Genomic DNA, 23,660 nt, shown 5'->3' with positions numbered 1-23,660 from the left:
TCTAATTCTGGGTAATGCTCGCCCACCAATTCGCCAGAGGATGTTCTCGCGGGGGTGAATATCGTCCTTTGACTCGAACCGATTTGAGAACGTTTTTCAAATCTTGATCGCTAATCTTATTTTTTTGCGCCCAATATTGCAGAATTTCAGGAGTCGAGAGGATTTCTAGGTTTGGTTTTTCCCGTCGAAATAAGTTCGTTGCCTGTTTGTCATCCGTCGCAATTGCCCAGCCTCTGGAAATAGCGATCGCTCCGCTTGCCGACTCTCCATCATCTTTTAAAATAGCGACATAATTGACAAAAAGATCAGTTTCTGATTCGGATTCAAAATCAACAATTTGGATGATTTCGTTATTAACCGATTTATCTAGCTGGAGTCTGTCACTTTCTTCAAAGCGATCGAAGTTAATCAATTCCTCTTCCCAAACTGTTTGCGCGATCATAATTTGAATGGGAATAGCCGTAATGATTTCTAAAAAACAACCAGAAGCTATCAGATTAAAAACACAACAGGCATCGAAAACAATAGGGGAGGATCGCTTCAGCATAAGGTTAATAGCCTCTCCCCTACTTATTTGATTTTAGTTAAATCAATATCTCTGTAGTCTTCGGTTAATTCCTGTGATGGTTCACGCAATCTCTCGGCGAGCCGACGAGCTTCTAGGCGATCAACACCTAAAAAATGAGCGAAAGCACCTTCAGTAATTAGTTCTCGATTGTAAGCCTCGATCGCTAAACGTTGATAATGAGTAGGAGTTAAATCGTAGGATTTATTAGGATTATTTTCTAAGCCTAGTTCCTGTTGCGCTTTTCGGATTTTAAATCCACTATCCCTTAATCTGTTATAAGTACCCGATGGCAGCAATTGCATTTCTTCCAATCGATAGCATAGTGCTTGTACCGAAACACCGTAGTAATGAGCTAAGTGAATTAAATCGGTAGGAGTAAATTTACCTTGCGATCGTTTAATGTCATTATAACGTTTCAGTAAGCTACTGGTGGGCATGAGAAAATATTTCGGAAAAGCTTCCGCCAATTGTTCACTTTTAGGCATTCTTTGATATTCATCGAGATAATCGATCACGGGTTGATAACGATGGGCTAAAAAATGGAGATAACCGTGCGCTAATGACCACAATTGGCGTTCTTGCGGATGATTGGCATTAATCGCCATACAAGCTCCTACGGTTTCATTATAGCTATACATTTCCGAGCATTTCGATTGGGAAGGCATGGGCAGATAAAAAATTCTGATCCCCACTTCTTGTTCTAAAATCTCTCGTAATAGCGGAATAGGTTTATCTCCTAAACCTAATCGTTGTCTTTCCGCATTGGCGATACTTTCGGCGATAATATTAATGGGAAAAGTATCATCTAGATGATATTCGGGGGGATAGTTACGGGGTAAAGGCGACTTCATTAGTTCTTCTAATTCAAGGTAATTTTGACAGAATTCTTGGAAGCGCAAGATCACAGACTGTACTTCCGTTTTTTCCGCTTCACCACGACGAGAAGCGGAACGAAATTGTACCTCGAAAGATTCAATCGGAGGGGTTAAGACAAGAAAATCACTAACACTTTTACCGTAAGCGCGAGCGAGTTCCACTAATTCCGAGGATTTGAGACGGCGCTCTCCTTTTTCAATTGCCACTAGGGTTGTCCGCGCCACATCGATAATTTTTGCCGCCGCTTCTTGTGTCATGCCGCGCTGTTCTCTCGCTTGTTTGAGTCGTTTTCCTAAGTCGCTGAGATTAATGCGATCAAGAATATTATTCGTCATGATTGTCATCCTCGATTTTCGTTAAATAAAGTTAGTTTTTATAGCCTGTATTACAATAAGGATGGGTAACTTGTCCATTATCTACATTTGCCGAACCTCCATCTCGTTTGCGGTTTTTATGATCGATAGAAATAGAGTTACAGTGAATCAGTCCGTTGCAAATTCGACAGCGTGGAGCTTGGGAAAATGTTTCTAGGATAAAAATTTCACTCTTTTGGTCTTGACTAAAATTTTGTGATACTGCTGATGTTGAAGTTGGCAAATCATGGCGATATTCGATTTTTAAGTAATCAAAATTATTATTTTTTACAATATCTTCTAGAATAAAATTTATTTCTTTATTACTCTTTAAACCTTCAACAATTTTCAACCAAAACTCAGCAATAAGTCTATAGCTTTTTGGAACAGAGCGATATTTTCCCATGATTTGGGAAACCAAGTAATTATGCTCAAATAAAAATTGCTCAAATTTTGCTCGGATATCTATGAAGTCATTTAAATGCTTTGTTTCTACTAGCTTGATAACAAAATAAACAGTTGCGAGAAAAGAAACCGTACGGTATCTTCCGGTTCGAGAATAACAATACAGTAACGGATGCAAGCCAAGAGACGAAGCATGATTACTATTAAACCGTTTAGCAACTTTTTTAGCTTGTTTCAAAAAATTTATCGTTGTTTCTCCTGTTTCATCATTCTCAATATTTGGATTTTCATCTTCAACATGATTGGCAATATTAACAAAAGCGAGAATCATTGATAGGGTTTCATTAGAGTATAGCTTTCCACACACGGGCAAATCTAAAGTTTTAATAGGAGTTTGCAGAGATGGTTGAAATAGCATATCATTAATCTCTTTAGCCAGTTTTTCTACTTGACACTGCTTTTCCTCAGAAAATCTTGACCAATATTTATGCCCCGTTCCACTATTTATAATTGCTCGTGTTGCAATACTATTTGGCTGTCTTCTGGATATCAACAGCTTAATTTCAGTTGTATCAAGCGGAGTAGATTGTTGATTGATTTTAAAAAAGGAATCTTCAGCTTTTTCTGAATTTCCTTCAACCCATTGAAGCTGAATTACTAATACTCCTAGCTCTCTAGCATTATTGACAATATCATCCCTAACTTTATCTGGCTTTTCTAAAGCTAGTTTGAAGTTCTGATACGATCCAACTTTTTTATCGATCAGTTTTCTGGTTCTATCGGCTATATTTAATTGTTCATCAGGAACAATACCATTATAAAAAGGCTTTGATATTACACCGTCTCCGTAGTCATCATTTACCCACGCTATCAATGAACTTAATCGATGACTGCCATCTATAACAAAAATTAATCCACTTTCACTACGCCATAAAATAATAGCTGGGATCAAATCACCTTCTACGAAACTTTTAATAAACTGACATACTCGTTCTTGATCCCATTCATTCGTCTCTCTTTGAAAGTCGGGCTTACGAACAACGGGAAAAAAAAATGAATCAGGTGTAATATCCCTAATAGCGATAGAATCTATTTTCTTAATTGCTTTAGTGCTGGCTCTGATTTCAAAGTCTTCTCGCGGAATTAAAGCATCCAGATTAACTGTAACCATAAGTCTGTCGTGCGGGTAGAGAAAGGTAATAATGTCGTACAGGCGATCTCTTAAGATATTAACTCTTTTCTGCTGATATTGTTAGAAATTTATGGGGTTTTTGCAGGGTGAGAGCATCTCAAAAGCTATTGACAATTGGCCAATTTTGTGATCTGCGTGGGTATTTCAGGTGATACCAGTCAATCAGAATAGTTGCGAAATCTTAACATTCGGTCGATTTTTGCTTAACAATTGAGATGGCAAATTCTCCTCAAATATTCCTGAATCGTTCTCTGGGTAAGCAACCCACATAAAGTTCATTTTGTCAAGCATTGTTAAGATGCGCTTGCCCTGGGGTTTTTGGGGTTAAATGTCAGTTCTGGGTACTAACCAATCGAAAAAACAGTTTTTTAAAATCGATTTTGTCAACTTTTCCTTTTTTAGGGATAAATTTCAGACAATACCTGCAAAAAAAAACATAATTCATAAGACTTGCATGAGTAGAAAACGGGTTTCTCCGAGAAACCCGTTTTCTGTGCGTTACTCAACGGATTTACTCTCGAAAGCAAAATCGGATTATCGCTATAATCCAAAGGATACAGTTATCGCACTCGTTTTCCTTTTCCAGATTCTCGCGATACCTTTTAATTAGTATTTTCAGGGGTTGGGACTAACAACCCCTAATTGTTAGACAAGCTGCTGATAATCCCTTCTAGGTAAAAGTTACTGACGAATTTGTACCGGCATCACCAAATAAGTCATCTTTAAACCTCCCAAGGGGCTAAAAATAACCGGTTGGGTACTAGCATTTAACTGCATTTGGATCTCATTATTGGGTAAAGCCTTCAAACCGTCCATTAAATACTTCACATTAAAGGCAATATCGCCACTTTCTCCCTGAATTTCCGCCGCCATGGACTCTTTGGCACTACCCAAATCGGGAGATTCCACCGCTAGGGATAAACGGTCATTTTCGCTATCGAGACTAAACTTGACTAAATTATTCTTTTGGTCAGCTAAAACCGCCACTAATTCCAAACAACGGATTAACTGTTTGCGGTCTAAAACCAAAGAACGCTCGAAGGATTTAGGAATTAACTGATTATAAGTGGGATAGGCCCCTTCTAACTTACGACTGGTTAACCTCTGTTCCCCCATTTCAAAGATGACTTGAGAATCATCCACGTGCAGAGTAATAGTCTCGATATTTTGTTTTGTTGCCATCATTCTTTCCAATTCTCGCAGGGCCCGGGCCGGAATGGTGACATTAAAGCCACCAGAGGCACTTTCTACCTCCTCTAGGGGAGTTTGTACCACCGCTAAACGATGACCGTCTGTAGCGGCAAATTCTAGACAATCGACGGTTTTAGTTAAATGCACCCCCGTCAACACCTGTTTAGTTTCATCGCCACTAGCGGCAAACAATGCACCTTTTAGTCCCTCTGTCAAGGCAACTATAGGTAAATTAACAATTTCCCCATCGGCCACCGTGGGCAATTCTGGGAACTCATCGGCCTTCATGCCGCGAATTTGGAACTGTGCCGAGGCGGTTTTCAGGAAAGCGAGACTATGCTCCTCATCATTCTCGTTTTCTTCCACAGAGATAGTGATTTCCCCCTCTCCCAAACGAGAGACAATATCGTTCAGCAATTTTGCCGGCAGGGTAATTTTGCCCCCTTCCACCACCTCGGCCCGAAAACTGGTGCGAATCCCTAAACTCAAATCAAAAGCAGTCAGGCTAATTTCGCCCTTTTCCTCATCGGCACAAAAGAGAACATTGCCCAACACCGGATGGGTAGGACGACTGGCAACGGCCCGACTAACTAGGGATAAATTGCTGTTGAGTTCGCTTTGACTACTGGTAAATTTCATAGCAGGAATAGTTTTTTTGTACGCTAAAAAATAATAGCAAGAATTCCCCTGTGGAAAATCTGTGGAAAACCGGAGCTTTTTTTGATCGCTCTTTCCGGGCTAAAATCTATCAATAGCAATAACTTCGGCCATTGCTAGGTTTTTCCTGCAATTCTGAAAAGATTGTGGAAAAATTGTCAACAGTGAAATTTTCGCCCTTTCTCACCCGATTACATCAACTGTTAACCATCAAGCTACAAGTTAAGAATAGCGAGACTTGAGCCGACCAGCACTTTTCCTAGGGAAAAAATTGCGTCAAATGTAGGCCAGTGATCTTTAAAATGGAACAAGCAGCAGGAAGTTAACAAAACAAAACTCCGGGGCTTTCCCGGAACCGATAGACTCAAGTAGACAAGGAGACAGGATTGGTTAGCACATCTTCGTATCAAACAACAAAATCGAAAGAAATCTTTACAGCCGCTCAAAAATTAATGCCGGGGGGTGTAAGTTCCCCCGTGCGGGCCTTTAAATCCGTCGGTGGTCAACCCATCGTTTTTGAAAGCGTCAAAGGGGCCTATATTCGCGACGTGGACGGTAACGAATATATCGATTATGTGGGAACTTGGGGGCCGGCTATCTGTGGTCATGCCCATCCCGAAGTGATTGCCGCCCTGCACCAGGCCCTAGACAAAGGAACCAGTTTCGGCGCTCCCTGTGTCCAGGAAAATATTCTCGCTGAAATGGTGATTGATGCCGTTCCCAGCATTGAAATGGTGCGTTTTGTCAATTCCGGCACCGAAGCCTGTATGTCCGTCCTGCGCTTAATGCGGGCTTTTACCGGCCGGGATAAAATCATCAAATTCGAGGGCTGTTACCACGGTCACGCCGATATGTTCCTGGTTAAAGCCGGCTCTGGTGTAGCCACCCTGGGCTTGCCCGACTCGCCGGGGGTTCCCAAAACCACCACTAACAACACTTTAACCGCCCCCTACAATGACCTGGAAGCGGTAAAAGCCCTCTTTGTTGAGAATCCCGACTCGATTGCCGGGGTGATTTTAGAGCCAGTGGTGGGTAATGCCGGCTTTATCGTGCCGGATGCCGGCTTTTTAGAAGGATTGCGGGAATTAACCAAGGAATACGGAGCCTTATTAATGTTTGATGAGGTAATGACCGGATTCCGCATCGCCTACGGTGGCGCTCAGGAAAAATTCGGCATTACCCCCGATTTAACCACCCTCGGCAAAGTTATCGGCGGTGGGCTGCCAGTGGGGGCCTACGGCGGTCGGGCCGATATTATGGCTATGGTCGCTCCGGCTGGCCCGATGTACCAAGCGGGAACCTTATCCGGCAACCCCTTGGCCATGACGGCGGGAATTAAAACCCTCGAGTTACTCCAGCGCCCCGGCATCTACGAATATCTCGAGAAAGTGACCAAATCCTTAACTGAAGGGCTGCTGAAAGTGGCTAGAGATGCTGGTCATAGCGTTTCTGGAGGTCATATTAGTGCCATGTTCGGAATGTTTTTCACTGGCTCCCCCGTGCATAACTATGAAGATGCTAAAAAGGCCGATGTGGCTAAATTTGGTCGTTTTCACCGGGGAATGTTGGAAAGAGGCGTTTATCTAGCTCCTTCCCAGTTTGAAGCTGGTTTTACTTCCCTAGCTCACACAGAGGCCGATATCGAACGGACTTTGGCCGCCGCTAAAGAGGTTTTAGCAAGTTTATAGTCAATGCTGCTTCGGCCGGGAAAATTGATTGATAGAGTCCCAAGAATGGTTTTCATCCTTGGGCTGAAGCCACAAGGCTTTGGCAATTTAGTTGATATAGTAAAAAGCGATTTCTTTCTCCTTGAGAGGAGCAAAATCGGCGGCTAACAACAGCTGATTTAATTCCTCTTGGGGGATATGTTTGGCCCCGATGCGGACAATTCGCGATCTCATCGTGTTAGAAACCCCGCTCCTTTGTCGTCCTGCTTCCAAACCCATTACCCGGTGATAAAGTTCTAATTTTGCCGGTGGAATCGGGGAACCATCAAAATCAATCCCATTAGCGATCGCCACATCGATGGCATCAGCACCCGTAGTCGTGGTTAAATTAGTTTCGGTGGACATAAAGATAATATAAAAGATCGTTGCTATTTTATCAGGCGATCGATATCCGCCGCTATGATCAGGAAAGTAATCTTCATTTCTGTGTAACTATGGCTCAATTGCCGACCTATCAACCAAAACAGTTATCCCTAGGCCCCCTAGAAGCGGAAATTCTCAATATTGTCTGGGAATTGGAAACCGTCAGCGTTAAGGATGTCCACGATCGCATTTTAGCGGATCCAGAACGAGATCTAGCCTATACTTCTGTGACTACGGTACTGCGTCGTTTAACTAATAAAGGCTGGTTAAGTTGTTATAAAAAGGGTCGGATCTTCTACTGGAAACCGATGGTTTCTAAGGAACAAGCACAGGCAATTAAAGCCTACGAACAATTACATCGTTTTTTGGCTATTGGTAATGCGGATGTGGTGGCTTCTTTTGCCGATAGTCTCGATACTGCTACTGTCGAACAATTAAAAGCGATCGCATCTCGTTTAGATACCCTTCGTCAACAACGGGGAGAACGCTAATGCACAGTTTAATGTTATTACTAGCATTAACTATCGCCATTGGTTTACGTTGGTTTCTGCCCAGCTATCAGCGTCGTTGGCAGACAACGCTATTTTTCTTCCTCTTTCCTCCTTTGCTGCTGTTAATGACAGTTATATCGGTGGTTTGTATGGGCTATGGCGGGCAAATGTTGGGCTATAACTCCAGTTTAATTAGTTACTTTAGTGCTATAATTTGGCTAGTTTTTGCTATATTTTGTTTGATAAAACTCGCCTATCAAACTTGGCAAACCCATCGGGCTTTTAGCAGTTACCCCCTCAAAAAAATCACCAGTCAGAAGGCGAGAGTTTTAGCAGTGGATTTTCCCTACAGTGCCAGAGTTGGCTTCTGGAAGTCGGAATTGATTGTAACCCAAGGATTATTAAATCTCTTAGATCAAGAACATTTACAAGCAGTTTTAGCCCACGAACAAGCTCACCAAGAATATCATGACACTTTCTGGTTTTTCTGGTTAGGTTGGCTGCGATCGATGTCTTTTTGGCTGCCCAATAGCGAGAATTTATGGTCAGAATTGGTCTTCTTGCGGGAATTGCGCGCCGATAAGTACGCTTCTGGAAAAGTAGATTATTTACTATTAGCTGAATCTCTGCTTTTAGTGGCAGAAAAAGTTAATCAAGTAGCAGAAATAAATTTCTCCGCTAGTTGCTGTGTCGCTCTCAATGAGCATTCCTTAAATAGTCGTTTATTAGAGAGAATTGATGCTTTAGTCGATTCAGAAAAACTGGAACTTCCTGGATTTAACTATCAAGTCTGGCTATTGCTTTCCCTCTCCCTCGCTCCTTTCTTACTTTTGCCTTTACACTCCTAAAAATGACCCTAGAAGTTGGAGAAAAAGCCCCGGAATTTGCCACCACCAACCAAAGAGGCGAAATTAGCAAATTAGCAGATTTTGCCGGTCAATGGTTGGTCTTATATTTTTATCCTAAAGATAACAGTCCGGGCTGCACCACAGAAGCGATCGATTTTACCGCTTTGTCGCCGCAATTTCAGCAATTAAACGCGGTAATTTTGGGAGTTAGTCCCGATTCAGAAAAGTCCCACTGTCGTTTTATTGAAAAACATAATTTAACCATTCAATTATTGAGCGATACCGAACATCACTTTACCAAATTGTCCGTTAAAAGCCGATACAAAAGTCTAGTCTCGTAAAACAGCAAGCGACACAGTCCATCCTTACCCAGTGCCTTAAAGCTAGGTAATTCTTTCTTTTTTTCGATTCTTTGACCATTTTCGTGGTCGTAATAGAGATGAATCCGGGGATTAAGCCAAGAATGCTTAAGCTTGCCAACAATCTCAGTTTTAGCTGGCTTATCTGGGCAAATAGTCACCAGCGCGTGAGCATACAAGTGAGAACGCATCAAGTCGGAACCCTTCCAAGACTTTTTCACCTTGTCTTGTTTTGCTGAGGTGTCCCCTGAAATTTGATAGGAATACCCTAACCCTAGATAAGCCTGAAACTTTCTCAAGCTAATATCGTGATCGCCTCGAAAGTAAGGTTTACCGTTGACCAGAAATCTTTCGATAGGATAGCAGTGCAAAAGCAGTAAACTTTGAGTAACCGTGCCGAAAAGAAATTGATTAAATACTTGACAATAAGGCTTAAACTGCTCTAATTCCAGAATTTCTCTTAAGTTTAGCTCTTTGACTGCGATTCTATCTTGATAGGTGATAACATCTTTAGCCAATAACTGACTATATTCACTAATTCCAGTCCCGGCCGTGGATTTAATGCGCGGGTTATTTCTTAGCCTAGCAATATAGCCTAAAGTTGGATTAAATCCCTTAACTCCGATATAATCAAAGTCTCTTTGAGCGATTTCAGGAAACTCACAACATAGCCGTTGTCTAAGCTGATTAATCAAAGAATTTTTGTTCTTATTAAGCTGCTCTCTCTCGTGAAACGTCCGACGCAACAAATCGATCGAGTCATAGTCATAGTTGTTTAAGATGGGGGGATTGCCTAGATCATCTAACCCTGACTTATCAAAATAGGTTAGGGCAATGGTTAAAGCGTCAAGATAATCGTCTTTATTTTTGGTCTTAAAATAATGCTGACGATTTATCTTAGTTTGCTGGTGAGATATCCAATAAATATCTAAACCTAACTTTTTAGCACAATTAACCCAGAAACTAGCGTACCAATACCCAGTAGGCTCTAAAACAATCCCATCAGCTTCTAAGGATTTAATAATCTCGATCGCTTCGGCATTGCATTCGAGCTTATAGGCTATCTCGTTAAGCTGAATATTTCCTTTAAGTCGAGCGTATCCTTTAACTGGTTCCTTAATGCTTTTCGAGTATTGCAGGGGGGAAATCGTCGGAAATTCACACAACAAAACCACGATAGCCCAATTACGGCTAACGTCTATACCTAATATTTTCATCGGTTATAATGGGAGTGAATTGAGTTTAAAAAGAATTAGCCTTACGATACTCCCGTAGGGCTTTTTTAGCCCTATCTCACTTTAAAAGGCACAATTCTTAAAAGTCCTTGAAGCCTTACGATTGCGGTGCAAGCTAAAGCTTGAAATCAATGAAAAAGGCACTCTTGGACTAGGATTAGGTTTGGACCCTAACCCCATTCCCCCCGCGATTGCGGGTAGGATGCGATTAGGTTAAAAGGGGATATCGTCATCATCTAGATTGACATCTTTTGGCTCCCAATCTTCCGGGGTGAATTCCTGTTGATTTTGACAATGCTCTCAGAACCAATTCACTGTTTTTGCGATGAGAATTTTTTTTAAAGCGTCATAGTCTTCTCCGTCGATCACAACGCAACAACCGTCTGACATTTTCAGAATTAATCTGTCTTTTTCTGAAATAATATAGGAAACATGATCTAAATTAATCCAGTAGTTTCCACCCACATAACTTCCGTAGTAAAAATTAGTCATTGCATACTTCAACTGTAGTAAATTCAAGGCAATCCTCTAGGCGAAATCTTTGCCTGGTATCTAACTGAACAATGTAATTCTTAGCAGGGATTAAGTAGGCTAAGATTACGGCTTTATGTAACTCGCTTAAGCATCCAAATTCGATTAAATCAATTATGGCAGCTAAACTATTTTCAAGTCCATAATCTGCTATTGTTTCCTTAAGTTGATTCCTCATGATAAAATTGCTAAATTGGTTTAACCAAGTCCCCGATTTTGGGATTCTCAAATGTTTTTAGGCAATCGGATTCAATCGTAGCTTTATTTTCCTCTACGGTAATAACCCGCCCACGCCCCTTAACAATTTCTAGGTATTCCCATCGACCTTGAATTTTTTCCGTGGTTGGCTCGTACACCAACACCCGCCGTCCTACTTGAATGTTGTTCTGTTTTCCCCGGTTCATGACTAACTGATAGGAACCAACAATCTCAATTATTTTGGCGGGAAAAGTGCCTTTTGGTGATAATAATATTGTCATCGCTACACCCGTCAATAAGGAACCCAATCATCGACATTAACTAACTTGCCATTGTCGAAAAGATAAGAGTTAACTTTAGGAGAGTAATAATCCTCCTGATAACTAAAATTAGCGCGGTAACGCTTGGCAAAATTGGGTAAATCTTCTGATAAATCGAGGGGAATGGTATCGTCATCAGCCTCATCCCCGTCATCAGGTTCCTCCAGTGGGACAGTGTCATCATCAGGAAGCAGCGAGTCGATCAGTTCATCTAGTAACTTGGATGGAGATATCCCAGACTCGGCGGCTTTTTCCCGCAACTTCTCCCATGATTCAAGAGAGATGTTAATCTTTTTGGAGTTAGGTAGCTTCTGATAAGGATTTTCGAGATGAGACTTAACTTTATCTAGGGTTAGCGCGTGATCGGCGTAAGTCTCGCAAATATCGCGCCATGCCTCTAAAAGGTCAATCTCACCAAACTTGGATAACTCTAATGCGATCGAGGCATTCATCGGTAATCGATCGCAACCGGCAGAAATTAACTGACTCATGACCCGCGCCGCTCTAATCCAATTGTTCACGGAGCTTGATGTTTTGCCAATAGCATTCTCGCAAAACTGCTTAAAAGAAGTATAACGCTTGCGCCATGCCTTACATAGCTTGATTTTCCAAGAGATTAAACCGATTTCATACCAAGAGGTGAGATTTTTCTTGATTCCCAATACTAGATCGGGTAAATCGTCCATCAGTTCCCCTAGTCCGTAACTCTCCTCAATACTGATGGCCAAGTCATAGAGTGAGCGGCCTAAATCACTTTCTGGAATGTCGGAACCCGTAACTTAATCTTCCATTGATGCCTGGAAAAAGATAATCTCCCGGGGTCTGAGATGGAGTGTAATCTTTTAATCTAATCCGTAATTCAGAGCAAATTGGCACGGTGTGATTTTTATCCTTGCCTTTTCGGGTTTCTTGCCGGAAAACGATTTCATCTAGGGGTATTTTCTTGATTGCATCTTTGTAAACGTCCTCGATCCGTAGTTCTAATGCTTCATTGATGCGGGCTGCGGTAAATCTGAGGATAGACCACAGTAGCCGGTGTTTCTGGTTAGCCACTGATTCCAATTTTTTCCAATCTGATTCTGATAATACAGAAGCTTGCCCAATAGTTCTCATAATCTAACTACAGAATTTATTAATAAAGTTGCATAATTCTGTACTCGTTCCTCTAAAACTTAAGTACAGTATCTACAGGATAGCTTTAAATGCTAGGTTTTATCATTTTCGACTACTACAAAAAATAGATATTTTCTGCACTTGCTCGATGATAATTTTTTGATTAATTTGAATCTAGAGCTTTTTTTTGATTTTTGTTATGACCACTATTGCACTTTCAACCGATATACCGAGCAACATCAATACTTTAGAAAGATTGTTTTTCCATGTGTCGCTCGCTTTAAACGCTACGATTGGGGCTGCTACTTTTAACCTTGACGGGACAGCCGATGGGGGACGGACTCCCCACATTTCAATCAACAGAGGACGGGCGACGGGCGACGGCAAAGAATACGCTCAAATCATTGCCTACATTCCTCTAGACGCGCGAATTGACAATAACGCCTTGAATCAACGGCCTTGGCAATATGCCGAAGAAATCAGCAGCAACGCCTATCCTATTGGTTATCGCGCCACTTAATTGTTTTTTCACTTGAGCTAAATTAATGAGCAACACTAGACCACCGGGTTATCGGGGACCGGGGAAAAATAACACCCCAAAAAATCCTAGTGCTCCTGGTGGGCAGCGTCTCCCATCTGACAGAGGACTGAATAGCTGGAATGGCCCAACTTGGACAGAAAGAAGCCGTCCCCCCGGCAGCGCGCCAAGAATTCAACCACCAAAAAGCAATCCATTTCCCCAAACACCGCCTAAACCGCCGGGTGGTGGTCTAAGACTAGGACCAGTTGGTGGTCTTTTGATATTGAATTTAGTAGATCAGCTTTTGTTTCCTCCTCCGGTTTCGGATGGCACGCTGCCGCCTTGGTATCAGCCGCCGTCGCGACCTAATCCTGATCCTCCTCAACCACCCAATCCCAATTCCTTAACTCCTGGAAGATTGTACACAGTTTTTTTCGATGCTGAACTCCTTAACGGAACCCGCGCCGATGAAACTTGGTTTACCACTTTAGGACCCTTTAGTGGACCAGTTGAATTTGCTACGATACCTGATTTGATGTTTAGATATATTTTTACTATGTCTGTTGAGGGTGAGAACAGACAAATAATTCAACAGCAGTTTTTTGCTGGGTTTGGCAACACAGACATTCTGGCAACCGTTGACAATAGAGACATAAGAACATTCACTAATATAGTTGGCGCAATTCAAATCAAAAGAAATTCACTTAGAATTACCAGAATTCGCGATGACAGCACCAATAACTTTCTTCCGCCATTAGTTGTTATATCAATAGCTCCTCCCTATGGCACTACTAACACTACTCCACCCCCACTTACTGCTCCCCCTGAGATTAATCCAAACCCTTTAAATCCTTTTGGCACTAATCCTAATAATTCACCTTTTCCGATTCCAGCAAATACTCCTTTTGGCAATCAAAATCCTACTCCGAACTCTAACAATCCAGATAAAGATAAGCCACCGTTTCCTTTTCCCAACCCTACCCCTTTTCCTGCTCCTATTCCAAGTTTTGGTCCTATTACCATTCCTAGTCCTAAGCCTAACCCTAATCCTAACCCTAACCCTAACCCTAACCCCAATCCTAACCCTAACCCTAACCCCAATCCTAACCCTAATCCTAACCCTAACCCTGATCCTAACCCTAACCCCGACCCCGACCGCAAAACATTCCCTCCAGGATTTGTCCCATTTCCGCCGCTTAACCCTATAGACCCCGTGGTTAAACCTCCAGACCCAAAAGAGCCGCCGGTTGTTCAAACACCTCCGGGAAACAGTTGCTGCGTGCCTAGTCCTGTCTCGCAGGGACTTGATAACATTAACCAAAAAAGTGACCTGCTATTAGAGAAATTAATTGATTTATCAATGTTAGAAGTTATTAACAATAAACTCGGTCCGCAAATTAACGGAGGTTTGTCGGGCTATCTTACAGATAGATTTGTGAAATTGTGGAAGTCGCGAGCAGTTGATCGCGCCCTTAATTTAATGGCTACGGCTGCCGCGATTCATAATGCGGTCATGCTGTCTCGAAATATTGGCTCGACTTTGATTCAGACTTTAGGCAATGCCTTAAATATTATCGGCATTAAGGATGGTGACGAGGTGGCCCAAAATTTTTCCACAGTTATCGGTGATGGAATTGAGAATATTATCAAAGGTTTAATAGGTGCGGAAAATTATACAACACTAAGCGAAACATGGTCTAAAGCAAATAGAATATATCAAAGTGCAATCAATATTTATCAATTAATGACTGATTCACTTTTTGGTATTACTGAGGGTTTAGAGCAAATTGGCAAATATACAGGTAAAATTGGCAATGCTCTCAAGAAATCGGGGACCGTCCTCGAAAATTCCTATAATTGGATGACAGAGACTTTTAATTTTTCTAGGGGCAAAAATAGAAAGATTGATAGAGTAATACAAGGACTACAGCAAGCCAGCGAGGTCGCTTCTGATTTAGAAAGTATAACGTCTGAATTTAGATCAGTAACCGAAAACGTAGCGGAAATTGGCACGCAAATAAACACAATTAAAACAGAAATAAATGGCAAGGAAATCGAAAAAGAAACGGAACAAAACGAAAGCAAAGAAGCCTCACAGTCTCCAGGAATAAATAAATCAGATTTAGTTAAACCCGATACCGAGTAATTTATGACTACCCCCAGCAATTTTAACGAATTTGAACACTGGCAAAGCACTATTTTAAGAGTGCATAACCGAATAGTGCGAGATGAATTTAGTGATATTACAGACGATGATTTAGACTTAGCCGTTCCTCGATCTTCATTGCGCTGGGCTTGCTTATTGAAAGACAATGACACGGCTGATATGATGATTCAAAGAGTCTTACTTTTTTATTTTTCCCTAAGAAAAGCGCAAGACTTACAACAACCTTTTTATGGGATTCCTTTAGACGATTTGCAAGCTTCTAGGAAATTTAAGCCACAAGTTACCTTGTATTTTAAGGAAGATGACAACGACGTAGAGGAAAATTCGCGTCCGACGTGGGGAGAAATTTCTTTTAGATTAATGAACGAATCTAGCACCACAATTACAAAAACAGAACTAAATACTTTAGCCAATAAAATTAAGACAGTATTTGGAGCTGCTAACGGATATATTTGGAAAAAAGGGCGAAAATTATTCTCTTATACCGAAAAAGAAAAAGGATATCAGTTGCAGCTTCTTTGCCGAGATGAAGCTACAGCTAAAGAGTTGATTAATAAGGTTTTAGACTTACAAAGTCATACTCCTGACTGGAAGTTTTTAAAGTCTAATATTGCCGATGATGAAAATGAATCTTTCCCCTATAACCCCGGTAATCACACAATTTTAGGGAAAAGCCGCAAAAAACCGCGCCAGCGTCCAATGGTTGATGTGCGCTTCCAGTACGCCACCGTCACCATTTGGGGGTTGAACAAGCCGATCGCTCTTTACGATCGCTCGTTTACTTTCCTTGATGCCCTTGTAGATGAGTTTGGGTAGTATTCACGGATGGTCTATACCCTTCCGTCGAGTCGGATTGACTACAAGCCTTGCTATAACTGAGTTATCGGATTTACCGAGAGCGGTACAAATATTTTATTGAGCGGATAGCATGGCTAGAAAAAGGTTTTCAGATTTAGAACGGGTGTATGATGCTTTAAAGCTGGGAAACGTCCAAATTAGCTCTTTACCCCAGAATTTAGACTTTGTTAAATATGCAAAATGGCGCGAAGGTAACGGACCAGAGCGAAACATCGTCAGACCTAACCTAAATGGAGAGGTTTCGGTCGGTGTAAAAGCGTTTGGATACGGATTTGACGATGAAGAAGCAAAACAATTAGTTACGTTATCCGGTCGGTCTAGCGCTTTTTTAAATGGATTTGGTCCTAAAGCTAAATTCGGAGTAGCAACTGCCAACCTAGATGATTACAAAACAAATTCTAGCTTTGTCCCTGCTAAAGCTCGCATTGCCCAAATTGTGGCCGGAACCACTGAAACATCAGCAATTACTGGACGAAAATACAAGAGTAAAACCGGAGCCGCTTACACCATCCCTATGGGACAAACATCTGGAACGCTTCGCTATCAGCAAACGATTAACGCTATTTTAACTGATGCCGTTTTTAATGGCTCTAATGCTACTCATGTCGTAAGTTTTGAACCAGAGAGATTCCGCCGTGATTAATGTAGATCAAGTTAAAGAAGGAATGCGTCTATGGACTCCGGAAAGATTTGATGATGTTTCCGTAGAAGAAACGTCAGAAAGGTTAATCATTTGTGGGAGCGCGTTGGTAGATTTCTTTTCTTTAGAAATTACTCCGACGGACTATCTTGATATAATTGAAAGCTGCGGGGTAAATGTTGATGAATATTTAGAAATAATCAACGAAAACCTGTATGACATCCTATAATGTTAGTAATCTTAATAACTGGCAGTCTGTTTGGAATCAAAGCTTTACAGCAGAACCAGCACCGGGAGACAGACCAGAATTAGAGCGGTTTTTTCCTTTACCAGAAATTTCTGTGCCGATTCAGTTAAGCTCTGGTTTACTTACTTTTTACGCTACAAGTCAAGGGGCTAATCCTAAATGGAAGTTTGCGGCTAACGTCAAGCGAAAGTATGTCACGGGGTTGACTGTGGGGGGAAACCCTGACGCAGTGGTAGATAGCAAGCGAATTTTTTTAAATCAATTTTCGATGCTAAGATACCCTGTTAGTTTTGGTTTGAGTTATTCCTTGCTAATTTCGGTTCCTTATTGGCACAGACAAATTTCATTGTATTTATGGGAATACACTGGTCCGATTATTGATTCAGTTGACCAAAAACTCGATTTAATCTTGGAGAGATTACCAGATTTACCATGATTCCATTCACTTTATTGGCTCTTGTTTGTCCTTTATTGATTTTAAAATGTCACAGAAAAATAAGATTGCGTTAGGTTTTGTCTGTGTGGGGTTATTAAGCTGCATTGTTTTAAGTTACCATCTCCCCCCGGAAAAATTAACGATTGCGCTTACTGGTCCGACTGCTGTAGTTGGGGCCGGGTTAGCCGAATGGAGTAACAGGGAGGATTAAGGCAATGACTAACACTAGGATAATTAACTGGAGTAGTTCTGACGCAAAAATCAGTGGGTTTTTGCTGTGGGGGAAGTGACGAAAAACGACTTGCGACGGGTTCCCCCTGCTGGTGGCGACATAGAACGCGAGATTTGACAACTTGCGATCGAACTCGATAAAATTCGTGAGGGGTATCAACTGGCGGAAATTTATCAAGTCTGGGGATTAAAAAAATTTATGGGTAAGGAATATATGGGGATTAGACGATCCACTTTCCTGATCGACCCCCGGGGAAATATTGCCTATATTTGGTCAAATGTCAAGGTAAAAGCCCATGCAGAAGCGGTTTTGAAAAAACTTGAGGAATTGCAGTAGCAAGCCCTCAGTACCCAATATTTACGGCTATGCAATCGCGCCCTTTCGTGTTAGACTAGAAAAGTTGTCAAAAATCGCACATCTAGGCGATCGGGTGTTTCTAGGAATCTAGAAATCCAGCCCTAGATGGAGGATAAACCCGAAAAGGAGAAAAATATGCCCGTTGTCTCTCTCGCAGAATTGCTAGAGTCTGGGGTTCACTTTGGCCATCAAACGCGCCGTTGGAACCCGAAAATGTCTCAGTACATCTACACTGCCCGGAATGGGGTTCATATCATTGATTTGGTGCAAACTGCCCAATTAATCGAAGAAGCTTACGAATTTGTCCGAGGAGAAGCCGATCGCGGTAAACGCTTTTTATTCATCGGTACGAAACGGCAAGCGGCAGCAATCATTAAACAGGAAGCTTTACGCAGCGGTAGCCACTTCGTTAACCAACGCTGGTTAGGGGGAATGTTAACCAACTGGGAAACCATTCGCGGCCGGGTAGAAAGACTCAAAGAATTAGAAGAATTAGAAAATAGCGGCGCCCTCGATAAACGACCGAAAAAAGAAGCATCGGTACTGCGTCGGGAATTGGGCAAACTAGAAAAATACCTCGGTGGCATTAAAACCATGCGCCGGCTGCCGGATTTAGTCGTCGTAGTGGATCAGCGTCGGGAATACAACGCTATCCAAGAATGCCAAAAATTGGGCATTCCCATCATCTCCCTCTTGGATACTAACTGCGATCCTGACTTAGTAGATGTGCCGATTCCCGCCAACGATGACGCGATTCGCTCAGTTAAACTGATTTTAGGCAAAATTAGCGATGCGATTATCGAAGGTCGTCGCGGTGGTCAAGCAGCGGTGGAAGAATACGAGGAAGACTACGAGGATGAAACCGAGTACGAGGAAGAAGGTGATTATTCCCAATACGCCGCCGAATTTGCCAGTGGAGACGACGATAACTAGGGAAAATTAGCTATTGATTGCCGCTAGGTTCGGGGGGAAACTTTCCGAACCTATTGATCGGTAAAAGCTGCCCCTCTCGTGGCATGATCAACTATAAGCAGTAGGTTAGGAATTTTATGGCGGAAATTACAGCACAACAGGTTAAAGAACTTAGGGAAAAGACCGGCGCCGGCATGATGGATTGCAAGAAGGCGCTGACGGAAAACGCGGGGGATATAACTAAAGCGATCGAATGGTTGCGTCAAAAAGGGATTACTTCCGCCGAGAAAAAAGCTAGTCGGGTAGCGGCAGAAGGGATGATCGGCAGTTACATCCACACCGGCAGCCGCATCGGTGTTTTAGTGGAAGTGAACTGTGAAACCGATTTTGTTGCCCGTCGCGAGGAGTTCAAAAAATTGGTTAATGACGTGGCCATGCAGATTGCCGCTTGTCCTAACGTCGAATATGTGAAAGTGGCCGATATTCCCGCCGAAATCGCCACCAGAGAAAAAGAAATTGAGATGGGACGGGACGATTTAGCCAATAAACCCGATAATATCAAAGAAAAAATCGTGGCCGGCCGCATCGAAAAACGTTTGAAAGAACTTTCTCTGCTCGATCAACCCTTTATCCGCGATCAGAACATTAGTATTGAGGAGTTGCTCAAACAAGCGATCGCTGCTTTAGGAGAAAATATTCAGGTGCGTCGTTTCCAACGCTTTGTACTAGGTGAAGGGATCGAGAAAGAAGAAACGGATTTCGCCGCCGAAGTAGCTGCCCAAATGGGACAAAAACCCCCGGAACCCGTGGCAGCAGCCCCGACAGTGGAGGAAAAAGCCCCGGAACCCGCAGCGAAGGATAATCCGCCCGCTAAAGGCAAAAAGAAAAAGTAGGTTAAATGAAGATCAATCTGGTGGGGTGCGAGTTTCGTACCCTTTTTGTCTTCAGGGGAGTGCCGGAGTGGGGGGACTTGATCAGTTATCAGTAAACAGTAAACAGTAATCAGTGAAAAGAAAAAAGAAAGTGGCAACCCACGCAGATTCCTTGACTGGATTGTTTGGGAACAAAATCCCATTCTTTAGCTACTTATTAAAAACTTTGTCAATAAGATTATCTTATTTGCACTGGTGGTCCCTAGAGGTTGTCGAACGGAAAAAATGCAGATTCAGGACAAAATCACCGAAATAGCCGCTAAAACAGCGAAAGCGATCGAACTTTCTCAAAATTATTTACTTTCTACCCAATACTCTGACGGTTACTGGTGGGCAGAATTAGAATCTAATGTCACCATCACCTCAGAAGCAATTTTACTGCACAAAATCTGGAAAACTGACAAAAATCGCCCCCTAGACAAAGCAGCCACTTATCTGCGTCAGCAACAGTGTCCTAACGGCGCTTGGGAGTTATTTTATGGGGATGGTGGCGATCTTAGCACCACTGTGGAAGCCTACATGGGGCTGCGACTATTGGGAATTCCCGTTAATGATCTTGCTTTAGAAAAAGCTAGAGAATTTATCTTAGCTAAAGGTGGCATCAGCAAAACCCGCATTTTCACCAAAATGCACCTCGCTTTGATTGGTTGTTACGATTGGCAGGGGGTTCCCTCTATCCCCGCTTGGATCATGCTACTGCCGGAAAATTTCCCTTTTACTATCTATGAAATGTCCAGTTGGGCGCGGGGAAGTACGGTTCCTTTATTAACTGTTTTTGACAAAAAACCCGTGTATAAAATGGGTTTTAATCTCGATGAACTCTATACAGAAGGGGTGAATAATGTCAAGTATGAGTTACCAAAAAATAACGATTGGGCGGATGTTTTCCTGTGGTTAGATGGGCTGTTTAAATGGGCAGAAAAAACTAATTTAGTTCCCTTCCGTCAAGAAAGTCTGAAAGCGGCGGAAAAATGGGTAATTGAACGACAGGAAGACACAGGGGATTGGGGGGGAATTATCCCAGCGATGTTAAATTCTCTGTTAGCTTTAAAAGCCCTAGGTTATGATGTTTATGATCCGATTGTTGCCCGTGGTTTAAAAGCGGTGGATAATTTTGCCATTCAGACGGATAATACCTATTGTGTACAGCCCTGTGTGTCACCGGTTTGGGATACGGCTTGGGTAATTCGATCGCTAATTGAATCTGGGCTAAATCCTGCTCATCCAGCTATGATTAAAGCGGGACAATGGTTAATCGATCAACAAATTCTTGATTATGGCGATTGGGCGATTAAAAATAAAATCGGAACCCCTGGGGGTTGGGCTTTTGAATTTGACAATCGCTGGTATCCCGATTTAGACGATTCGGCAGTGGTGGTGATGGCTTTAGAGTTAATTAAAATGCCCGATGAAAATATTAAAAAAGGTGTGATGAAACGGGCAGTTAATTGGATGGCGACTATGCAGTGTAAAGCTGGTGGTTGGGGAGCTTTTGACATCGATAACGATCAAAATTGGCTTAATTCTTTGCCCTATGCCGATCTAAAAGCAATGATCGATCCTAATACAGCTGATGTGACTGCCAGAGTTCTAGAAATGTTAGGCACTTGTGATGTTAAAATGGAGGAAAATCGAGTTAAAAAAGCTTTCGATTATCTGGAAAAAGAACAGGAAGCTGATGGTAGTTGGTTTGGTCGTTGGGGTGTAAATTATATTTATGGAACCAGTGGTGCATTATCTGCTTTGGCTTTTCTGGAACCGAATAAATATCGCCAGCAATTGCAAAAAGGAGCCAATTGGTTAAGCGGTTGTCAAAATGTTGATGGTGGTTGGGGTGAAACCTGTTTTAGTTACAATAACCCTAAATTTAAAGGACAGGGAAATAGTACCGCTTCCCAAACTGCTTGGGCATTAATCGGTTTATTAGCCGTCGGGAAAGTCACGGGCAATTATCAGCGAGAAGTGATTGAAAAGGGCGTTAACTATCTTCTTGTTACCCAAAAAGAAAATGGTACATGGGATGAAGATTACTTCACCGGTACAGGTTTTCCCTGTCATTTTTACCTGAAATATCACTTCTATCAGCAGTATTTTCCTCTACTGGCTTTGGGGCGTTATCGGGCTTTGATTTAGTCTGTTAATCTATGCGTTAAGACAGGAAATAAGCCTAACTGTCTAACGCATTTTTTGTGACTAACTAGGAAAAAATAAATCAGGAGATATATTTAAAAAATTGGCTAATTTTTGAATATAGATAGGAGTTAACTCTTGTAGGCCATCAAGAATGTCATCCAGGGTTGACTTGCTTTCAAAAATAGATAGCAAATCTTGCTTTTGTAGGTTTCTTTCCTCTAATATAAATTTCAACAATTCAAGTCCATAAATATCAGGTATTGGCTCTTGATTTTCCTCATGCTCATAAATTAAAGACCCTAAAACATTTAGATATTCCCTTTCTTCTACCGTTAATTGGGGTTTGTCTAAAAGGCGATTAATAACCTCCTGCATCATTTCTAAGTCTTCCTCATTGTCAATAGGACGAGGAGGGTATTGCTTTAATAATTCTAAGTATTTATCAGGGGCAAACATAATTTAATAATATCTATGCTCGATCGACTATTGCGTTTAGATACCTCACACCTTAATAATTAAGTATAGAATAGCCAAGTCTCCAAACTACCGCTTAACCAAAACTTCTATTATCCTGATGAGAAACCTCTATTTTCTTTTGCCCGGTACTACTTCTCCTTTTGGTGGAGGTGGACTGTGGGCAGAAATGAAAACCGTCAATTTGGCTAGTCAAATTTGTAGCGCCCAGATTGTGACTTATCGTCAAAAAGAGTTAAATTATCCTTTTTTAGAGGATATACTCGCGAAAATAAGCTCGGATGACAGTATTTTTGTGGTTAGCTGGGGTTTTGATCTTCCTAAACTGGTGCAAAGATTGCGATCGCATAATATCATTTATCATGCCCATAGTACAGGTTACGGCTTCCGTTTACCCTCCCAAATACCAATTATCACCGTTAGCCGTAATACTATGGGTTATTGGGGAGAAAAAGCTCCTAATGCTTTGATTTACTATCTTCCTAATCAAATTGGCTCGGAATTTCTCAATTTAGGCTTAGAAAGAGATATCGATGTCCTAGTACAGGGGCGCAAATCCTCAAAGTATCTTCTCAATCGTCTAGTTCCCGCCCTCCGTCCCCACTGTCGCGTTAAGGTTTTAGATAGCTATGTGGAGGATTTAGTGGGATTATTCAATCGTAGTCGGGTTTATCTCTACGATTCGGCTGAATATTGGGCTGTAAACGGTTTAACGGAGGGTTTTGGCTTACCGCCCCTGGAAGCTTTAGCCTGTGGTTGTACGGTATTTTCTAGCGTCAATAGCGCCTTAGCCGATTATCTCGATCCCGGTTTCAATTGTCAAAAAATCGGGGCTTATTCCAGTCAATACGATCGGTCACGTATTCTTAATTATGCCCGTAATTTTCCCGTTAATTCTTTACCGGCTAATTTTCTCGATGATTATCATCCCGAAAAATTACTACCACGTTTTGAAACAATTTTAAGAGAAATTAATGATTTCTTTGATATTAAAAAACACTATCCGGCTGATATAGAAGGTTTAGAACCCCTGCGACTTAAAAAATTATGGATACAGAGTTCCCTCGCTAAACTTAAGAAAAAACTGTTTAAATAGCAGTGGTCTTTCCTTAATTAGGGTTTGCTGAAAAAGTTTGTTGCTGGGGTTAGGAGTCGGTCGGGGAAGTCAGAATAACAGAATTACCTCGCGCACTGGGAAGCGGAACCCGCAATCGAAGAGCGAAAGTGCCAGGGTTTTGAGTCCCTCGGATCGATTTCTCAACCTTTGTTTCTTGCACTTTTTTCGCCCAAAAAGTACCAAAACCCTTTTCTAGCAAGGCTTCCAC

General features: G+C 41.9%; 23 protein-coding genes and 2 pseudogenes. 15 read left to right on the top strand and 10 right to left on the bottom strand.

Features of this window, described 5'->3' with window-relative positions:
- Nucleotide 1 precedes the first annotated feature (1 nt).
- From GQR42_RS26275 to dnaN, 4 genes are all read right to left on the bottom strand, one after another.
- Nucleotides 2–547 (bottom strand): hypothetical protein, encoded by a 546-nt coding sequence (locus GQR42_RS26275; RefSeq protein WP_158202220.1) that lies wholly within the window; start codon nucleotides 545–547, stop codon nucleotides 2–4.
- Between the two features lie 23 nt (nucleotides 548–570).
- Nucleotides 571–1,779 carry an XRE family transcriptional regulator gene (locus GQR42_RS26270; protein ID WP_158202219.1) on the bottom strand — a complete coding sequence of 403 codons (1,209 nt, stop codon included), beginning with the start codon at nucleotides 1,777–1,779 and terminating at the stop codon, nucleotides 571–573.
- 31 nt (nucleotides 1,780–1,810) lie between these two features.
- The gene (locus tag GQR42_RS26265; RefSeq protein ID WP_158202218.1) at nucleotides 1,811–3,373 is read right to left on the bottom strand and encodes a GmrSD restriction endonuclease domain-containing protein; all 1,563 of its coding nucleotides are present in this window, start codon (nucleotides 3,371–3,373) and stop codon (nucleotides 1,811–1,813) included.
- Between the two features lie 702 nt (nucleotides 3,374–4,075).
- The gene (gene dnaN / locus GQR42_RS26260) at nucleotides 4,076–5,224 is read right to left on the bottom strand and encodes a DNA polymerase III subunit beta (RefSeq protein ID WP_158202217.1); all 1,149 of its coding nucleotides are present in this window, start codon (nucleotides 5,222–5,224) and stop codon (nucleotides 4,076–4,078) included.
- 404 nt (nucleotides 5,225–5,628) lie between these two features.
- On the opposite strand from dnaN, the gene hemL reads away from it, so the two are divergent.
- On the top strand, nucleotides 5,629–6,930 hold the full coding sequence (gene hemL / locus GQR42_RS26255) for a glutamate-1-semialdehyde 2,1-aminomutase (RefSeq protein ID WP_158202216.1): 1,302 nt from the start codon (nucleotides 5,629–5,631) through the stop codon (nucleotides 6,928–6,930).
- An 87-nt stretch (nucleotides 6,931–7,017) separates the two neighbouring features.
- On the opposite strand, the gene GQR42_RS26250 is transcribed toward hemL, so the two are convergent.
- The gene (locus GQR42_RS26250) at nucleotides 7,018–7,314 is read right to left on the bottom strand and encodes a small RNA NsiR4-regulated ssr1528 family protein (protein WP_158202215.1); all 297 of its coding nucleotides are present in this window, start codon (nucleotides 7,312–7,314) and stop codon (nucleotides 7,018–7,020) included.
- 20 nt (nucleotides 7,315–7,334) lie between these two features.
- Between GQR42_RS26250 and GQR42_RS26245 the strand changes: the two genes are divergently transcribed.
- The 3 genes and pseudogenes from GQR42_RS26245 to GQR42_RS26235 form a co-directional block, all read left to right on the top strand.
- Nucleotides 7,335–7,823, top strand: a complete 489-nt coding sequence (locus GQR42_RS26245; RefSeq protein ID WP_199273247.1) for a BlaI/MecI/CopY family transcriptional regulator — start codon at nucleotides 7,335–7,337, stop codon at nucleotides 7,821–7,823.
- Nucleotides 7,823–8,671 (top strand): M56 family metallopeptidase, encoded by an 849-nt coding sequence (locus tag GQR42_RS26240; RefSeq protein WP_158202214.1) that lies wholly within the window; start codon nucleotides 7,823–7,825, stop codon nucleotides 8,669–8,671. Before GQR42_RS26245 ends, GQR42_RS26240 begins: the two co-directional genes overlap by 1 nt.
- 2 nt (nucleotides 8,672–8,673) lie before the next feature.
- Nucleotides 8,674–8,976, top strand: a pseudogene (locus GQR42_RS26235) (peroxiredoxin); the annotation flags it as partial.
- Here the strand turns inward: GQR42_RS26235 and GQR42_RS29280 are convergent.
- The 4 genes from GQR42_RS29280 to GQR42_RS26215 form a co-directional block, all read right to left on the bottom strand.
- The gene (locus GQR42_RS29280; protein WP_233271182.1) at nucleotides 8,961–10,247 is read right to left on the bottom strand and encodes an IS110 family transposase; all 1,287 of its coding nucleotides are present in this window, start codon (nucleotides 10,245–10,247) and stop codon (nucleotides 8,961–8,963) included. The pseudogene GQR42_RS26235 and the gene GQR42_RS29280 sit on opposite strands and share 16 nt — an antisense overlap.
- A gap of 737 nt (nucleotides 10,248–10,984) precedes the next feature.
- Nucleotides 10,985–11,275 (bottom strand): hypothetical protein, encoded by a 291-nt coding sequence (locus GQR42_RS26225; RefSeq protein WP_158202213.1) that lies wholly within the window; start codon nucleotides 11,273–11,275, stop codon nucleotides 10,985–10,987.
- A gap of 11 nt (nucleotides 11,276–11,286) precedes the next feature.
- Nucleotides 11,287–12,042 carry a hypothetical protein gene (locus tag GQR42_RS26220; RefSeq protein WP_233271181.1) on the bottom strand — a complete coding sequence of 252 codons (756 nt, stop codon included), beginning with the start codon at nucleotides 12,040–12,042 and terminating at the stop codon, nucleotides 11,287–11,289.
- 22 nt (nucleotides 12,043–12,064) lie between these two features.
- Nucleotides 12,065–12,427 (bottom strand): tyrosine-type recombinase/integrase, encoded by a 363-nt coding sequence (locus GQR42_RS26215; protein WP_233271180.1) that lies wholly within the window; start codon nucleotides 12,425–12,427, stop codon nucleotides 12,065–12,067.
- Nucleotides 12,428–12,626: 199 nt separating this feature from the next.
- Between GQR42_RS26215 and GQR42_RS26210 the strand changes: the two genes are divergently transcribed.
- From GQR42_RS26210 to shc, 10 genes and pseudogenes are all read left to right on the top strand, one after another.
- Nucleotides 12,627–12,947, top strand: a complete 321-nt coding sequence (locus GQR42_RS26210) for a hypothetical protein (protein WP_158202212.1) — start codon at nucleotides 12,627–12,629, stop codon at nucleotides 12,945–12,947.
- 25 nt (nucleotides 12,948–12,972) lie between these two features.
- Nucleotides 12,973–15,093, top strand: a complete 2,121-nt coding sequence (locus tag GQR42_RS26205) for a hypothetical protein (protein WP_158202211.1) — start codon at nucleotides 12,973–12,975, stop codon at nucleotides 15,091–15,093.
- A 3-nt stretch (nucleotides 15,094–15,096) separates the two neighbouring features.
- Nucleotides 15,097–15,930, top strand: a complete 834-nt coding sequence (locus tag GQR42_RS26200; protein WP_158202210.1) for a hypothetical protein — start codon at nucleotides 15,097–15,099, stop codon at nucleotides 15,928–15,930.
- Nucleotides 15,931–16,042: 112 nt separating this feature from the next.
- Entirely contained in the window at nucleotides 16,043–16,615 is a 573-nt protein-coding gene (locus tag GQR42_RS26195) for a hypothetical protein (protein WP_158202209.1), read from the top strand.
- A complete protein-coding gene (locus tag GQR42_RS26190) occupies nucleotides 16,587–16,841 on the top strand; it encodes a hypothetical protein (RefSeq protein WP_233271179.1) in 255 nt (84 codons plus the stop codon). Before GQR42_RS26195 ends, GQR42_RS26190 begins: the two co-directional genes overlap by 29 nt.
- Nucleotides 16,828–17,295, top strand: coding sequence for a hypothetical protein (locus tag GQR42_RS26185; protein WP_158199336.1), 468 nt, complete (start codon nucleotides 16,828–16,830; stop codon nucleotides 17,293–17,295). Before GQR42_RS26190 ends, GQR42_RS26185 begins: the two co-directional genes overlap by 14 nt.
- A 385-nt stretch (nucleotides 17,296–17,680) precedes the next feature.
- A pseudogene (locus GQR42_RS26180) lies at nucleotides 17,681–17,863 on the top strand (peroxiredoxin); the annotation flags it as partial.
- Nucleotides 17,864–18,019: 156 nt separating this feature from the next.
- Nucleotides 18,020–18,817 (top strand): 30S ribosomal protein S2, encoded by a 798-nt coding sequence (rpsB, locus tag GQR42_RS26175; RefSeq protein ID WP_158202208.1) that lies wholly within the window; start codon nucleotides 18,020–18,022, stop codon nucleotides 18,815–18,817.
- A 116-nt stretch (nucleotides 18,818–18,933) separates the two neighbouring features.
- Nucleotides 18,934–19,689 (top strand): translation elongation factor Ts, encoded by a 756-nt coding sequence (gene tsf, locus GQR42_RS26170; protein ID WP_158202207.1) that lies wholly within the window; start codon nucleotides 18,934–18,936, stop codon nucleotides 19,687–19,689.
- A 264-nt stretch (nucleotides 19,690–19,953) separates the two neighbouring features.
- Nucleotides 19,954–21,861: a squalene--hopene cyclase gene (gene shc, locus GQR42_RS26165; RefSeq protein WP_158202206.1), complete on the top strand. Its 1,908-nt coding sequence runs from the start codon at nucleotides 19,954–19,956 to the stop codon at nucleotides 21,859–21,861.
- Nucleotides 21,862–21,921: 60 nt separating this feature from the next.
- On the opposite strand, the gene GQR42_RS26160 is transcribed toward shc, so the two are convergent.
- The gene (locus tag GQR42_RS26160; protein ID WP_158202205.1) at nucleotides 21,922–22,317 is read right to left on the bottom strand and encodes a helix-turn-helix domain-containing protein; all 396 of its coding nucleotides are present in this window, start codon (nucleotides 22,315–22,317) and stop codon (nucleotides 21,922–21,924) included.
- A gap of 118 nt (nucleotides 22,318–22,435) precedes the next feature.
- Here GQR42_RS26160 and GQR42_RS26155 point away from each other — a divergent pair, with 118 nt between their 5' ends.
- Entirely contained in the window at nucleotides 22,436–23,431 is a 996-nt protein-coding gene (locus GQR42_RS26155; protein WP_158202204.1) for a glycosyltransferase, read from the top strand.
- Nucleotides 23,432–23,660 lie beyond the last annotated feature (229 nt).

Source organism: Microcystis aeruginosa FD4, from assembly GCF_009792235.1.
GTDB classification, from domain to species: domain Bacteria; phylum Cyanobacteriota; class Cyanobacteriia; order Cyanobacteriales; family Microcystaceae; genus Microcystis; species Microcystis viridis.
Note: the sequence above shows the minus strand (reverse complement) of the source record. Positions and strands in the feature narration are given on the sequence as shown.

Excerpts from the sequence above, each read along its gene's own strand:
- GQR42_RS26275 (WP_158202220.1), bottom strand. The coding sequence starts at position 547 with ATGCTGAAGCGATCCTCCCCTATTGTTTTCGATGCCTGTTGTGTTTTT.
- GQR42_RS26270 (WP_158202219.1), bottom strand. The coding sequence starts at position 1,779 with ATGACGAATAATATTCTTGATCGCATTAATCTCAGCGACTTAGGAAAA.
- GQR42_RS26265 (WP_158202218.1), bottom strand. The coding sequence starts at position 3,373 with ATGGTTACAGTTAATCTGGATGCTTTAATTCCGCGAGAAGACTTTGAA.
- dnaN (WP_158202217.1), bottom strand. The coding sequence starts at position 5,224 with ATGAAATTTACCAGTAGTCAAAGCGAACTCAACAGCAATTTATCCCTA.
- GQR42_RS26250 (WP_158202215.1), bottom strand. The coding sequence starts at position 7,314 with ATGTCCACCGAAACTAATTTAACCACGACTACGGGTGCTGATGCCATC.
- GQR42_RS26240 (WP_158202214.1), top strand. The coding sequence starts at position 7,823 with ATGCACAGTTTAATGTTATTACTAGCATTAACTATCGCCATTGGTTTA.
- GQR42_RS29280 (WP_233271182.1), bottom strand. The coding sequence starts at position 10,247 with ATGAAAATATTAGGTATAGACGTTAGCCGTAATTGGGCTATCGTGGTT.
- GQR42_RS26225 (WP_158202213.1), bottom strand. The coding sequence starts at position 11,275 with ATGACAATATTATTATCACCAAAAGGCACTTTTCCCGCCAAAATAATT.
- GQR42_RS26215 (WP_233271180.1), bottom strand. The coding sequence starts at position 12,427 with ATGAGAACTATTGGGCAAGCTTCTGTATTATCAGAATCAGATTGGAAA.
- GQR42_RS26210 (WP_158202212.1), top strand. The coding sequence starts at position 12,627 with ATGACCACTATTGCACTTTCAACCGATATACCGAGCAACATCAATACT.
- GQR42_RS26205 (WP_158202211.1), top strand. The coding sequence starts at position 12,973 with ATGAGCAACACTAGACCACCGGGTTATCGGGGACCGGGGAAAAATAAC.
- GQR42_RS26200 (WP_158202210.1), top strand. The coding sequence starts at position 15,097 with ATGACTACCCCCAGCAATTTTAACGAATTTGAACACTGGCAAAGCACT.
- GQR42_RS26195 (WP_158202209.1), top strand. The coding sequence starts at position 16,043 with ATGGCTAGAAAAAGGTTTTCAGATTTAGAACGGGTGTATGATGCTTTA.
- GQR42_RS26185 (WP_158199336.1), top strand. The coding sequence starts at position 16,828 with ATGACATCCTATAATGTTAGTAATCTTAATAACTGGCAGTCTGTTTGG.
- rpsB (WP_158202208.1), top strand. The coding sequence starts at position 18,020 with ATGCCCGTTGTCTCTCTCGCAGAATTGCTAGAGTCTGGGGTTCACTTT.
- tsf (WP_158202207.1), top strand. The coding sequence starts at position 18,934 with ATGGCGGAAATTACAGCACAACAGGTTAAAGAACTTAGGGAAAAGACC.
- shc (WP_158202206.1), top strand. The coding sequence starts at position 19,954 with ATGCAGATTCAGGACAAAATCACCGAAATAGCCGCTAAAACAGCGAAA.
- GQR42_RS26160 (WP_158202205.1), bottom strand. The coding sequence starts at position 22,317 with ATGTTTGCCCCTGATAAATACTTAGAATTATTAAAGCAATACCCTCCT.
- GQR42_RS26155 (WP_158202204.1), top strand. The coding sequence starts at position 22,436 with ATGAGAAACCTCTATTTTCTTTTGCCCGGTACTACTTCTCCTTTTGGT.